At 68.3% G+C, this 13,242-nt stretch carries 15 protein-coding genes; 6 read left to right on the forward strand and 9 right to left on the reverse strand.

The features are described from left to right. Positions 1-4: 4 nt before the first annotated feature. The 3 genes from ACM6LU_RS08565 to ACM6LU_RS08575 all read right to left on the reverse strand — a co-directional run bounded on the left by ACM6LU_RS08565 (position 5) and on the right by ACM6LU_RS08575 (position 2,827). A complete protein-coding gene (locus tag ACM6LU_RS08565) occupies positions 5-1,267 on the reverse strand; it encodes an MFS transporter (protein ID WP_414937131.1) in 1,263 nt (420 codons plus the stop codon). A 475-nt stretch (positions 1,268-1,742) separates the two neighbouring features. Then, positions 1,743-2,417: a Crp/Fnr family transcriptional regulator gene (locus ACM6LU_RS08570; protein ID WP_003081747.1), complete on the reverse strand. Its 675-nt coding sequence runs from the start codon at positions 2,415-2,417 to the stop codon at positions 1,743-1,745. Positions 2,418-2,575: 158 nt separating this feature from the next. Continuing rightward, entirely contained in the window at positions 2,576-2,827 is a 252-nt protein-coding gene (locus tag ACM6LU_RS08575) for a hypothetical protein (RefSeq protein WP_005166943.1), read from the reverse strand. A 238-nt stretch (positions 2,828-3,065) separates the two neighbouring features. Here ACM6LU_RS08575 and nth point away from each other — a divergent pair, with 238 nt between their 5' ends. The 4 genes from nth to ACM6LU_RS08595 are packed head-to-tail and all read left to right on the forward strand — an operon-like array spanning position 3,066 to position 6,237. After that, entirely contained in the window at positions 3,066-3,749 is a 684-nt protein-coding gene (gene nth, locus ACM6LU_RS08580) for an endonuclease III (protein WP_414937132.1), read from the forward strand. After that, positions 3,746-4,342, forward strand: coding sequence for a TlpA family protein disulfide reductase (locus ACM6LU_RS08585; RefSeq protein ID WP_414936989.1), 597 nt, complete (start codon positions 3,746-3,748; stop codon positions 4,340-4,342). Before nth ends, ACM6LU_RS08585 begins: the two co-directional genes overlap by 4 nt. Then, complete coding sequence (locus ACM6LU_RS08590; protein ID WP_414936990.1) at positions 4,339-5,046, forward strand: NUDIX hydrolase; 708 nt, start codon at positions 4,339-4,341, stop codon at positions 5,044-5,046. Before ACM6LU_RS08585 ends, ACM6LU_RS08590 begins: the two co-directional genes overlap by 4 nt. A gap of 6 nt (positions 5,047-5,052) precedes the next feature. Next, positions 5,053-6,237: a MarP family serine protease gene (locus ACM6LU_RS08595; protein ID WP_414936991.1), complete on the forward strand. Its 1,185-nt coding sequence runs from the start codon at positions 5,053-5,055 to the stop codon at positions 6,235-6,237. A 148-nt stretch (positions 6,238-6,385) separates the two neighbouring features. Here ACM6LU_RS08595 and ACM6LU_RS08600 read toward each other — a convergent pair whose 3' ends face one another. From ACM6LU_RS08600 to nhaA, 4 genes are all read right to left on the reverse strand, one after another. Then, positions 6,386-6,802 (reverse strand): DUF1992 domain-containing protein, encoded by a 417-nt coding sequence (locus ACM6LU_RS08600; protein ID WP_414936992.1) that lies wholly within the window; start codon positions 6,800-6,802, stop codon positions 6,386-6,388. After that, positions 6,799-7,722, reverse strand: coding sequence for an alpha/beta fold hydrolase (locus ACM6LU_RS08605; RefSeq protein WP_414936993.1), 924 nt, complete (start codon positions 7,720-7,722; stop codon positions 6,799-6,801). Before ACM6LU_RS08605 ends, ACM6LU_RS08600 begins: the two co-directional genes overlap by 4 nt. 11 nt (positions 7,723-7,733) lie before the next feature. Continuing rightward, a complete protein-coding gene (locus ACM6LU_RS08610; protein ID WP_414936994.1) occupies positions 7,734-8,222 on the reverse strand; it encodes a phage holin family protein in 489 nt (162 codons plus the stop codon). 173 nt (positions 8,223-8,395) lie between these two features. Next, on the reverse strand, positions 8,396-9,598 hold the full coding sequence (gene nhaA / locus ACM6LU_RS08615) for a Na+/H+ antiporter NhaA (protein WP_414936995.1): 1,203 nt from the start codon (positions 9,596-9,598) through the stop codon (positions 8,396-8,398). A 207-nt stretch (positions 9,599-9,805) separates the two neighbouring features. Between nhaA and ACM6LU_RS08620 the strand changes: the two genes are divergently transcribed. Then, a complete protein-coding gene (locus ACM6LU_RS08620; RefSeq protein ID WP_414936996.1) occupies positions 9,806-11,266 on the forward strand; it encodes a peptide MFS transporter in 1,461 nt (486 codons plus the stop codon). 97 nt (positions 11,267-11,363) lie between these two features. Here the strand turns inward: ACM6LU_RS08620 and ACM6LU_RS08625 are convergent, their stop codons facing one another. Next, a complete protein-coding gene (locus ACM6LU_RS08625; protein ID WP_414936997.1) occupies positions 11,364-12,083 on the reverse strand; it encodes a VIT family protein in 720 nt (239 codons plus the stop codon). Between the two features lie 85 nt (positions 12,084-12,168). Between ACM6LU_RS08625 and ACM6LU_RS08630 the strand changes: the two genes are divergently transcribed. After that, positions 12,169-12,507: a hypothetical protein gene (locus ACM6LU_RS08630; protein ID WP_414936998.1), complete on the forward strand. Its 339-nt coding sequence runs from the start codon at positions 12,169-12,171 to the stop codon at positions 12,505-12,507. 38 nt (positions 12,508-12,545) lie between these two features. Here the strand turns inward: ACM6LU_RS08630 and ACM6LU_RS08635 are convergent, their stop codons facing one another. Continuing rightward, positions 12,546-13,226: a DUF2848 domain-containing protein gene (locus ACM6LU_RS08635; protein ID WP_414936999.1), complete on the reverse strand. Its 681-nt coding sequence runs from the start codon at positions 13,224-13,226 to the stop codon at positions 12,546-12,548. Between the last annotated feature and the right edge of the window lie 16 nt (positions 13,227-13,242).

The raw sequence follows: 13,242 nt of genomic DNA on the forward strand, positions 1-13,242 counted from the left end.
CAAGTTAGCGGGCGGCACCGACAAGTTCGGAGGCTTCGGCGACGGTTCCGGACGGCTGGGGGCGGAAGGTGCCGCGTAGCAGCCAGACCACCGCGGCGAGCGCGAAACCGACGGCGCCGGCGGCGAGGAACGCCGCTTCGTGCCCCGCGTGCTCGACGAGGTAGCCGCTGATCGACTGTCCGAACGCCAGGCCGAGGGTCACCGCGGTGAGCACCCAGCCGAACGCCTCGGCCGCCGTGCCCTCCGGCGCGGCGATCTCGATGGCCGCCGAGTGTGTCGTCGACTGCGGCGTGATGAGCGCACCCGCGGCGAGCATGGCGAGCGCGAGGCCCCAGAGCGACCCCGGCAGCGCGAGCAGCGCCACCAGTGCGCCGAATCCGGCGAGCAGCACCGGCAGCCGCAGGCCCATCTGCCGCGGCCACGGGCGCAGGCTGTACGCGACGCCGAACGCGACCGAACTGACCGACCAAGCCGAAAGCAGCAGCCCGCCGATCGAGGTGTTCCCGGCCTCGGCGGCGGCGGCCGGGACGGCGACCTCGACGAATCCGATCACGGCGCCGAAGCCCAGCGCGGCGAGCGCGAGTGTGCGCATCCCGGGACTGGCCAGCGCGCCGAGCAGTTTGCCGCCCGACGACGGAGCCGGTCCCCAGGACCGCACGGTCGGGCTCAGTGCGAACAGCACCGCACCCGCGATCATGGTCACCGCGCCGATCACGATGCCGGTGCCCGCCCACGGTGCGGCGATCAGCAGCCCGGCGAACCCCGGACCGAGGATGAAGAAGACCTCCATGCTGATGGCTTCGTACGAGAACGCGGCGTTCCGTGTCGGCCCGGCGGGCAGGAGCCGTGTCCACAGCGCTCGCGAGGCCGAGCCGACCATCGGCTCGGTGATCCCGGTGCCGAAGGCGAGGAGGACCAGCACGAGCGTCGGCGCGTGCGCCTCGATCGCGAACACCAGCGTGGTCATCGCCAGCGCGAAGAGCACCGTGGTCGTCAGCAGCGGCCGAGTCGGCCCGAAGCGGTCGATGAGCCGTCCCTGCACGACCGCGCCGACGGAGACGCCGACCAGCGACCCGGCCGACACCAGTCCGGCCGAGGCGAAGGAGCCCGTCTCACGCTGGACGTAGAGCAGCGCGGAAATCCCGATCATGGCGATCGGCAGGCGGGCGAGCAAGGACGCGATGACCGCCCCGCGGGATCCGGGCGCGGTCAGCGCGGCCCGGTAGTCGGCGAGGGAGGTGCGGTGGCTCTCGGCGGAAGCGGACACAGACTGGGACACGCGTACCAGTATGAACTACTTTGGTACGGAAGTACCAGATCTGCGGCGGTAAGTTTGGTCACCGCCGAATTCGGGTACCACGCCGATTGAAGCGCCCTGGTTCATCACGATCGAGTAACAGTCGGCCCATTCTGGGTCATTCGGGGCAACAAATCGACGCAGATGGCGTCCTTGAGAGTGAAAGAACTTGAGTTCACGGCCGGCGGCCGTGGATGGTTGTACGACAACACAGGAACTCCCAGCTCCCTCCGGTGTACGGGTCGGGGCCTTGTTTCCGGAGGGCGGGGAGCGCGGATCGTCGGGGGATGGCCCGCGCACAGCGAAGAGCCGGTGCGCCACGTCGGGGGTGGCGCCCGGCTCTTCGTTGTCTCTCCCGCGAGTAGTCCTCTACTTGCGGTACTTGAACGCACAACTGCCGCAAGTAGAGGACTACTCGCGGCAGTTGCGGGGTACCGTCAGTTACCTACCGGGCGCGGCGGGCCAGGCGCTCCGGGTCCAGGATCAGGACGCTCTTGCCCTCGAGCCGCAGCCAGCCACGGTGCGCGAAGTCGGCGAGAGCCTTGTTGACGGTCTCGCGCGAAGCGCCGACGTACTGGGCGATCTCTTCCTGCGTCAGGTCGTGCGTGACCCGCAGCAGACCGGCTTCCTGGCTGCCGAACCGCTGCGCGAGCTGGAGCAGCGCCCTGGCGACACGGCCGGGGACGTCGGTGAAGATCAGCTCGGCGACCATGTTGTTCGTCCGGCGCAGCCTACGGGCGACCACGCGCAGTAACTGCTCGGCGATCTCCGGGCGGGTGGAGATCCACTGCCGCAGCGCCGGGCGGTCCATCGTCACCGCGCGGACCTCGGTGACGGTCGTCGCGCTGGACGTCCGCGGGCCGGGGTCGAAAATGGACAGCTCGCCGAACATGTCGGACGGGCCGAAGATGCCCAGCAGGTTCTCGCGGCCGTCCGGTGACTTGCGGCCGATCTTCACCTTGCCGGACTGGATGATGTAAAGCTTGTCGCCGGGTTCACCCTCGTTGAAGATGACATGCCCGCGAGGGAACTCCACGGATTCCAAGGTCTGTGCCAGCGCCTCGGCGGCTGCCGGCTCAACACCCTGGAAAATGCCCGCTCGGGCCAGGGTTTCGTCCACCTCGGGTGCCTCCTCATCGAGATACGACGTCGATCCCCCACTGCCGGGGACCGTGTCGCCGCTCACTTGTGCGTCAGTCTAGGTCGTGCGCGCGAGATCGCTCGTCGGCACGCCGCAGGCGCGTCCGTGCCGGGAATGATCTCGCTCGAACGTGGAGCCTAACTCCGCACGCGTCGCGCGCGTAGCCTGGCCGCCTTCCCGCCCAGCCTGCGCAGCCGGAACAGCTCGAGCGCGCGCCCGATTCCGTGCCCGTAAAGTGCCCGGACCTCGTTGGGCTGCGCCTGCTCGAGGAACTCCTCGACTTCGTTCTCCTGCACCGCGACGTGCTTGAGCCTGGTCTCCACGCGTTCCATGAACAGCGCGAAGAACATGATCACCAAGGGAACGAGGATGACGAACCAGACGGTCATGCGCCCTGCCCCGGGAATTCCGAAAAATTGTGCATTACTCCAGATCCTCGCTCATGGCGTCCTCGATCGAAGCGCCGAGGTGGTGCTCTGGCGTGTCGGCCGTCGACCGGCGGGTGCTCCCCACTGGCTCGTCCGATGGCGCCCGTAGGCTATCGGGGTGCCCCCTGCCCTCACCAATGCCCCCCGTGCGGGGGGTAAAGGTGAAAGCCGGCTCGCGTTGGTGAGACGCGCCAGGCGGATGAAGCGTTGCCTCGACGACGAGTTCCCGGACGCGCACTGCGAGCTTGACTTCACCACTCCGCTCGAACTGCTGGTCGCGGTCGTGCTGTCGGCACAGACCACCGACGTCCGCGTGAACCAGGTCACGCCCGCGCTGTTCGCGCGCTATCGAAGTGCCGCCGACTACGCCGGTGCCGATCGCGCCGAACTCGAGGAGTACCTCCGGTCGACGGGGTTCTTCCGCGCCAAGGCGAACTCGGTGCTGGGGCTGGGCGCCGCGCTGGTGGAGCGCTTTGACGGTGAAGTCCCCGGTAAGCTGAAGGACCTCGTCACGCTGCCCGGTGTCGGCCGCAAGACGGCCAACGTCGTGCTCGGTGACGCCTTCGGGGTGCCAGGGATCACCGTCGACACCCATTTCGGCCGCCTGGTCCGCCGCTGGGGCTGGACCGAGGAGGAAGACCCGGTCAAGGTCGAGCACGCCGTCGGCGAGCTGATCCCGCGCAAGGAGTGGACGCTCCTCTCGCACCGGACGATCTTCCACGGCCGCCGCGTCTGTCACGCCCGCAAACCCGCCTGTGGCGCCTGTCCGCTGGCCAAGATGTGCCCCTCGTACGGAGCCGGCCCGACAGGGTTCGAAGAAGCCGCGAAGCTGGTCAAGGGCGAGGAACGTGAGCACATCCTGGATCTGGCGGCGCGCCGGTGACCAGGGTCACCAAATTGGCGCTCGGCGCCGCCGTGCTGGTGGTGGCTTTGCTCGTCGCGTTGCTCACGGCCCGTGACGACCGGGCGCAGGTCAAGACGTCGGGGGATCTCACGGCCGCCCGCGCGAAGGCCGCGCTCACCGCGTGTCCGCCGCCCGGGCCGGGTGAGGTGGCGAAGCTGCGCGGGGTCGATGTCGAATGCCTCGGTGATGGCTCCCGGGTCGACCTCGCCAGGGTGCTTTCCGGCGGTCCCGTGCTGGTCAACCTGTGGGCTTCGTGGTGCCAGCCGTGCCGTGCCGAACTGCCGCTGCTCCAGGAGTACGCCGCGCAGGCCGGTGCCGCTCGGGTACTCCTCGCCCAGGTCGCGAGTTCCGGGGCCGACGGGCTGGCGATGCTGGCCGAACTGGGCGTCCGGCTGCCGTCCGTGTTCGACGGTGACGGACAGTCGGGGCCCGTGCGGATGGCACTGAAGGTCCCTCCATCCCTTCCCGCGACGTACCTGGTCACGGGGGGCGGAGACGTCCGGCTCATCGAGAACCCACGCGTTTTCCTGAACACTGAGCAGGTGCGCGCCGCTGTGGAAGGGACACCATGACCGGCCCCCTCGTGGACACCGATGCCGTGCCCGCCTGGTTGCAACCGCTGGTCAAGATCAGCGGAGACGTCGGCGCGGACACCTTCAGCCGGTTCAGCGTCCCGCCGGACGCCAGCTACCGGCCGGCGTCCGTCCTGATGCTCTTCGGCGAGGGCCCGCGGGGGCCGGACGTCCTGCTCCAGCGCCGCGCCGACACCCTCGGCTCGCACGCCGGTCAGGTCTCCTTCCCCGGCGGGGGCGCCGAGCCCGGGGACGACGGGCCGGTCGGCACCGCGCTGCGCGAGGCGGAGGAGGAGACCGGCGTCGTGCCTTCCGGCGTGCTGCCGCTGGCGGTCTTCCCCGAACTGTTCGTGCCGGTGTCCGGGTTCGCCGTGACGCCCGTGCTCGCCTACTGGCGGACGCCGTCCCCGGTGCACGCGGTCGATCCCGGCGAGACGGCGGCGGTGGCCAGGGTGCCAATCGCCGAACTCACCGACCCGGCCAACCGGTTCCAAGTCGAGCGCGAGGGCTTCGGCTGGAAGGGGCCGGCGTTCGACGTCGGCGGTCTGTTCGTCTGGGGCTTCACGGGCGGCCTGCTGGCGATGACGCTGTCGCTCGGCGGCTGGGAACGCGACTGGGACCACGGCGACGTCCGAGAGCTTGACGTAGCGTTGGCCGAACATCAGGCGCGGGTCGACGGGCGGCAAGTGCCGGAGAAGGAGTAGGCGCCGGTGAACTGGGTTGACGTACTGGTGATCCTGCTCGCGCTCCTGGCGGGCGTGTCCGGCGCGTTCCAGGGGGTGATCATCGCCCTGCCTTCGCTGGTCGGGGTGGTGCTGGGCGCGCTAGCGGGGATCAAGATCGCGCCGCTGGTCGTCGAACTCTTCGAGCATCCGGCGGCGAAGGTCGCCTTCGCGGTGGCGACCGTGGTGTTCCTGGTCGCGCTCGGCGAGACCCTCGGTGTCTGGACCGGGCGGAAGCTGCGGCAGAAAATCAATCCGGACAAGCTTTCCGGTGTCGACAAGACACTCGGCGCGGTGGTGCAGGCCGCCGTCGTGTTCGTGGTCGCGTGGCTGATCGCGACGCCGCTCACGGCGGTATCGGGAGTGCCGGGGCTGGCGAAGTCGATCAACAGCTCGGTCGTGCTCGGCGGCGTCAACGACGTCATGCCGGAGGCGGCCCAGGGCTTCCCGAGCGAACTGCGGAAACTGCTCGACGCGTCCGGCTTCCCGTCCATTGTGGACCCCTTCCAGAAGCCGAACGTCCAGGACACCAGCCCGCCGGACACCGCGCTGCAGGCGAAGCAGATCGTCAAGCAGGTGCACGGCAGCGTGGTGAAGATCCGCGGCAACGCGACCTCGTGCTCACGGGCGCTGGAAGGCAGCGGTTTCGTCATCGCACCGCAGCGGGTGATGACGAACGCGCACGTCGTCGCGGGCACCGACGAGGTCGCCATCGAGTCGACTTTGGGCAAGTTCGCGGCCCGCGTCGTCTATTTCGACCCGGAGGCCGACGTCGCCGTGCTCGCGGTGCCACGGCTGCAGGCGCCGGTGCTCCCCTTCAAACAGCAGGTCGCGCGGGCCGGCGACGACGCGATCGTGCTCGGCTACCCGCTCGACGGCCCGTACACCGCGACGTCCGCCAGGGTGCGCGGCCGGATCAACCTGCGGGGGCCGGACATCTACGAGTCCAACACCGTGCAGCGGGACGTGTTCACCGTGCGCGGGCAGGTCCGCAGCGGCAATTCGGGCGGGCCGATGATCAACCCCGACGGCGAGGTCATCGGGGTCGTCTTCGGCGCGGCCGTCGAGGATCCCGAGACCGGCTTCACGCTGACGTCGGAGCAGGTGCGGCCGGTGGTGGACACGGCTTCGTCGCTGAGCGCGAACACGTCGACCGGGCCCTGCGCGAGCTAGCCCTTTCGCAGCCTTCCCGCGTGAGATGAACGGAGCTTGAGTTTCCCCTTCAGCTCTCCGCGCCCCGAGGGTGCGAAACGTGCCATGAACGGTCCGTTACTTGCAAAATTTGCAAGTAACGGACCGTTCATGGCACGCGCGAGGGGGATCAGCGGTCCGGTGAGAGGCCCTGCCGCCAAGAAGCCACGGTCTCCTCGACGTCCAAAGGCCGCGCCCGCAGCACCGGCCCGCCCGCCGGGCGCCGGTGCTCGGTACGGATCCGTTCGTTCAGGTCCTCGACGATCTCTCGCACCCGTGCCTCCCGGCGTACGCGGGCGAGCGTGTCCGGCAGGTCGTCGAGTTCCTTGGCGATCGTCAAGGACGGCGGCAGCAGCGCGGAAACGTCGTGTCCTTCGTCGCGGACCTTGTTCACCACCCAGGCCAGCGCGGTGTCCTTGCCGTCGGTCTTCGGCAGCGGTTTCCCCGCGCCGGGCAGGTCATCGAAGTCGCCCTTCGCCTGTGCGGCACGGATCTGCCGGTCCACCCAGGACTCGAACGACACGCCCGTCGGTTTGCGCTCGGTCATGTTTCCAAGATACGGAGGAAGTCCACCAACGCGCCCGAAGTGCGCTCCGGGGCCTCCAGATGCGGGAAGTGCCCGATGCCGGGCCAGCGTTCGAGTCGCGCGTCCGGGGCCCAACGGCGCGACGCGGCGGCGGTGTCCGGCAGGACGCACCGGTCGTCCTCACCGTGCAGTTGCAGCACTCGGGCGGCGTAGCGGCCTCGCAATGCTTCGCTGAACCGGCGACCTTCGCCGCGGAACTGCGCGCGGAACGCCCATCGGTAGTACTCGAGCGCGCTGTGCGGAACTCCCGGCACGAGCATCGCCTGCCGGAACGTCCGCACGGTTTCGGCGAAATCCGGCGTACCCGTCCATTGTGGACCGGACCAGGTGCGGAACAGCTCCTCGACGGCGAGCGCGTCGTCCTTGACCAGCCATTTCTCCGGCGTCATCGGCAGCTGGAAGCGGAACAGATGTCCTGAAGCACGCAGCTGCCCCGGTCGCCGGACGGCCCGGCGCAACGCCAGCGGATGCGCGCCGCCCAGCACGCTGACCGAGGAGACCAGCCGGGGGTGCAGTGCGCCCACCGTCCACGCGAGCATGCCGCCCCAGGCATGTCCGACGAGGTGGGCCTTGCGGACGCCGAGCGACTTGATCAGCCCGCCGACGTCGCCCGCGAGCGTCCAGGCGTCGTAGCCGCGCGGGGGCTTGTCCGAATCCCCGTACCCGCGCAGATCCACCGCGACCGCGCGGAAACCGGCGGCGGCGAGCGCGGTCAGCTGGTGATGCCAGGTCCACCAGAACTCGGCGAACCCGTGCAGAAGCAGGACCACCGGTCCTTCGCCGAGTTCGGCGACGTGCAGCCGGATGCCGTTCGCCGAGACGTCACGATGGGTCCACGGACCGTCGATCCGGACGATCGACGGATCCGGTGTCGCCCGCACCGCTCGAAGACTCAGTCTTGGTCTTCGTCGCCGTGCCGCGACTTGAACGCGGCGGCGGTGTCCTTGAAGCTGTTGATCGTGCGTTCCGGCGCCCTGATCTTCTTCACCTTGCGGTAGCCGAGGAAGCCCGCGACCGCGGTCGAGACGAGCATCAGCCCGAACACGATCAGGAACGCCGCCCAGCGCTGCAGGAACTCCGACAACAGTTCGCCGAGGAAGAAAAAGAAGAAGAACGAGCTGTACAGCCCGATGACCAGCGCGACCAGGAAGAAGATGGCGCCCTTTACGCCCTTCTTCGCCTCCGCGACGACCTCGGACTTCGCCAGTTCGACCTCGGCGCGGATCAGCGTCGAAACGTGCTGTGTGGCATCGCCGACGAGCTTCCCGAGGGACTGCTCGCTCGCTACCACGTCGTCATCGCTCGACAGGGGGAGGTAGGGCACGGCCCCCACGCCGTCGGGGCCGGTGCGTTCGTGCTTGGGGCTGCTCACACCGGTCATCGTGCCACGTGCCCTCATCCAGGGCGCGACGGACCGCCGAGTGTCGCGTGCTCAGTGTCCTTCGGCGAGCCCGCGACCGCGATCGCGTCGCCAGGCGCGGCCGGGTATCGCCACTCTGAGTAGCGATTATGGGCGCCTTGCCGCCGGGATAGCGGGGCCTTCGGCCGACCGGGTTAATCCTCCCGCGCGTGCACGCGGCTGCGGTGCACGAGCATCGCGGCGGCCGAAAGCGAGGCGATGGCCGACGCGATCAGCACCGCCGCCTTCGCCGATTCGACGGAATCCCCGTCGAGCGCGAGATCCGCGATCAGCAGGCTCACGGTGAACCCGACGCCGCCGAGCATCGACAGCGCGCCGATGTCCCGCCAGCCCATGCCCCTGGGTTTCTCCGCGAGCTTGAACTTCACCGCGAGCAGGCTGGCGCCGAAAATCCCGATCAGCTTCCCGCCGACCAGCCCGACCAGCACGGCCAGCGGCAACGCCGTGGTGAACACCGCGCCGAGCGATTCGCCGTCGACCTTGATCCCGGCCGCGAACAGCGCGAACAACGGCACCGCGACCGCGGCCGACCACGGCTGCACCCGGTGTTCGAGCCGGATCGCCGGTGCGTGCTCCTCGCCTTCGTCGGCGCGGACGCGGGTGAGCAGGCCGAGCGCGACGCCGGCGATGGTGGCGTGGACGCCCGCCGAGTGCACCGCGACCCAGGTGATCAAGGCCAGCGGCACGTAGATCCAGGCGCTGCGGACGCGGCGGTGCTGCAGGTAGGCGTAGAGCGCGAGGGCGACGACGGCGACACCCGCGGCGACGAGGTCGAACTTCGCGGTGAACAGGATCGCGATGATGAGGATCGCGCCGAGGTCGTCGACCACCGCCAGTGACAGCAGGAAGACCCGGGCGCTGCTGGGCAGGTTCGACGCGGTCAGGGCGAGGACACCGAGCGCGAACGCGATGTCCGTGGCGACCGGGACGGCCCACGCGCGTTCGATGCCCGGCGCCCCCCAGCCGACGGCGAGCGCGACCAGTGCGGGGACGACCATGCCGCCGATCGCGGCCACCACGGGCAGGATCGCCTGTTTGAACCGCGAGAGTTCACCGACCACGAGTTCGCGTTTGAGTTCGAGTCCCGCGACGAAGAAGAACAACGCGAGCAGGCCGTCCTTGGCCCAGTCGCCGAGCGTCAGGTCGAGGTGGAGGAATTCGGGCCCGAGCCGGAAATCGCGGATCGCGCGGTAAATGTCGTCGATGGGTGAATTCGCCCAAAGCAAGGCGATGGCGGTGGCCCCGAGCAGGATCAACCCGCCGGTGGTCTCGGTGCGGAGATAGCGGGCGAAGTCAGCGACGACGGCCTTCGCGGGACGGTTGGGGCCGGTGGTCACGGCGTCCTCCGGAGTTAGGCAACACGAATACTGTTGCCGACCAGACTTCCCGGCGCACCTTGACACGATTTTAATGCTTCGAGCTGCGGAAATCTCACGTTCATGATGGTTGCCACAAGCTCATCGCCGACGTCGGGTTCCAGTCCACATGCTGGACTTCTAGCATGTGGACTGGAAACCGACAACGATGTCTTCGATAAGGACGGCATGGTGAGTACCTCTACCGAGGTCCAGCAAGACACGAGGTTCTTCGGGCACCCACGAGGGTTGGCGAACCTCTTCGGCGTCGAGATGTGGGAGCGATTCTCGTACTACGGGATGCTCGGCATCCTCCCCATCTATCTCTACTACGAAGTCAGTCAGGGCGGCCTGGCGCTGCCGAAGGCCTCCGCGCTCGGCATCGTCGGCGCGTACGGCGGCATGGTCTACCTGTCGGCCGTGATCGGCGCCTGGGTCGCGGACCGCGTACTGGGCTCCGAACGGACGCTGTTCTACAGCGCGATTTTGATCATGATCGGTCACGTCAGCCTCGCCGTGCTGCCGGGCCTGGCGGGTATCGGCGTCGGCCTCGTATGCGTGGCCGTCGGCAGTGGCGGGCTGAAGTCCAACGCCACGGCCATCGTCGGGACGCTGTACGCGGAAGGCGACGAGCGTCGCGACGGCGGTTTCACGATCTTCTACATGGGCGTGAACATCGGTGGCTTCGTCGGCCCGCTGCTGACCGGGCTCGCGCAGAGCGAGATCGGCTTCCACGTCGGTTTCGGGCTCGCCGCGGTCGGCATGGCGCTCGGCCTGATCCAGTACACGATCGGCCGCAAGAACCTCGGCGACAAGGCGAGCGAGATCCCGAACCCGCTGCCCGCGTCGAAGCGTCCGCTGGTGTTCGGCGGCACGGCCGTCGGTATCGCCGCGATCGTGCTGCTGGTGGTCTTCGGGGTCATCAACCCGGAGAACCTGGTCGACGTCGTCGTCTGGGCCGTCGCGGTCATCTCGGTGATCTACTTCGTGGTGATCATCAGCAGCAAGAAGATCACCTCCGACGAACGCAGCCGGGTGTACTCGTTCATCCCCATGTTCATCGCGAGCGCGGCGTTCTTCTCGCTGTACCAGCAGCAGTTCACCGTCGTCGCGGCCTACACCGACGAGCGACTGAACCGCACCGTCTTCGGCTGGGAGATGCCGGTGGCGTGGGTCAACTCGATCAACCCGGTGTTCATCATCCTGTTCGCGCCGGTGATCGCGGCGATCTGGACGAAACTCGGCTCGAAGCAGCCGTCCTCGCCGATCAAGTTCGTGCTCGGCACGGTCACCATGGGCGCGGCGTTCCTGCTGTTCCTCCCGATGGTCGGCAGCGGCGAGAACGCGAGCCCGCTGCTGGCGCTGGCAGGCATCCTGTTCGTGTTCACCATGGCGGAACTGATGCTTTCGCCGGTCGGCCTCTCGCTGTCGACCAAACTCGCGCCGAAGGCGTTCCGGACACAGATGGTGGCGCTGAACTTCCTGTCCATTTCGCTCGGTACCGCGATGTCCGGGAAGCTCGCCGAGTACTACTCGGTGGAGGACGAAGCGCCGTACTTCAGCATCGTCGGCGGAGTGGCCATCGTGGTCGGTGTGGCGCTCCTGCTGGCGACGCCGATGATCCGCAAGCTGATGAAGGGCGTTCACTGACGCTCTTTCCCGTGCCGACGAGTGATCCTCGAAGGTGCGATGAAAGACCCCTTCTCCGCGAATTCGCGGAGAAGGGGTCTTTCCTTACGTTCGGGGTTTACGCCACGGTCGTCCCGAAGAGCACGCCGACGTAGTACGTCACCAGCATCGTCAGCGCCCCGACGCCGACATTCCGCGCGATCGCGCGACCGACCCGGGCGTCGCCGAGTTTCGCGCTCAGGACCCCGGTCAGCACCAGCCCGACCACGACCGCCGAAGCGCACGCCCAGACCCGCGCCGAGGTCGACGTCCACACGATCGCCAGCAGCGGCAGCAGGGCGCCGACGGTGAACGCCACCAGCGAGGCCCACGCCGCCTGCCAGGGGCTGGTCAAATTGTTCGGATCGATGCCGAGTTCGGCCTCGGCGTGCGCCTGCAGCGCGTCCTTTTCGGTCAGTTCGCGGGCGACCTCGGCGGCGAGTTCCGGGGAAAGTCCCTTCGCCTCGTAAATTTCCGCCAGTTCCCGTTCTTCGGCTTCGGGCATCTCTTTCAGTTCGCGCTTTTCCAGCCTCAACTGCGCGCGTTCGGTATCGCGCTGGGTGCTCACCGAGACGTATTCACCGCCCGCCATCGAAAGCGCTCCGGCGACCAGGCCCGCGATTCCCGCGGTCGCGATCGCGGTGGAGTCGGTGGTCGCGCCCGCGACGCCGACCACGATGCCCGCCACCGACACGATCCCGTCGTTCGCGCCGAGTACCCCGGCGCGCAGCCAGTTCAGCTTCCCTCCGAGGTCCTCGTGGGGCTCGTGAGGATGTGCTGTCGACACAGTTTTGGTCACTGTTTCAGTGAAACACGAAGAACGGGAGACGGCGAGAGGAAAACTTTTCGTTCAATTGAGGCAAGCCTTATTCCGCCAGCTCCGGATGCTCGTACACCGTCGGTTTTCGACGGCATGGGCTTTTCCAAGTTACGTCTACACGGAAAGCGACGAGATCTCGATCCTGCTCGATCCCGCCGCGGACCTCTTCGGTCGTGGTGTCGAGAAGCTCGTGTCGATCTCCGCCCGGGGTGCCCGCGCCCTTCGACGGCCGGGTCTGGCTCGGCACGACGTCCGAGGATGTCGTCGACCACTTCTCGTGGGGAGGAACGAACTGCTGTTCGCCCACGGCGTCGACTTCGCCGAAGTCCCCACCTGGCAGCGACACGGCGTCGGGTTGTGCTGGGAGATCGAGGTCGCCGCGACCCGCCGCCGCCGCGTCTAGCGCGAGTTGCCGATGAAGGCCTTCCTCGCCGAACTGCTTCAGCCGATCGGTTCGGGCAGCCGCCGCACGTTGTAGGCGAGTTCGATCGTTTCGCCGGTCGCCGGGTCGCCCAGTTCCACGCGCCAGGAATCGGCGAACTGGTCGACACCGTGCACCATCGGGATCGTTCCCGAGATCAGCACGGTGCCCGGAGCGTGCAGGCCGCGTTCGCGCAGCACGTCCAGCCAGTACGACGGCGGCAGCAGTTCCGCGAGTCTTCCTTGCTGGATCAGGGCTTCCCCGGCCCAGGCGGACAGCGTGAGATCGTCGAGCCGGTCTTGGACGTCGACGAGACGCCAGGCTTTGGCGGCGAGGACGTCGGGGCCGGCGTTCTTGCTCCACGCGACGCCGTGCGCTTCGAGGGCGCGGTCGGTGTGGTCGCAAGCGGCGGTCAGGAGGACGTCCTCGGGTGCGGGGCCGGTGATGACGATGGCCCACTCGGCCTCGCCGGAGGTCCGCTCGTGCTGCACGGGGACCTCACCGGTCTGGCTCGCCAAATACGGCGCGACCGGGTAGAGCGCCGGGATCACCGAGGGCGCGGGGACGCCGAGTTCGGCCAGCTCGGCCACGTGGGCGGCGACGTCTTCCTGGCTGCGACCGGCGTATCCGGCGTTCAGCAGCGTGTGGACCTCGGTCCGCCGCTCCTGGCCGTCGGGAAGGGTGAAACGCAGCTCAGGCATCTGTCCTCCGAGATTG

It is taken from the genome of Amycolatopsis sp. cmx-11-51 (assembly GCF_047608665.1).
In the GTDB taxonomy this organism is placed as follows: Bacteria; Actinomycetota; Actinomycetes; order Mycobacteriales; family Pseudonocardiaceae; genus Amycolatopsis.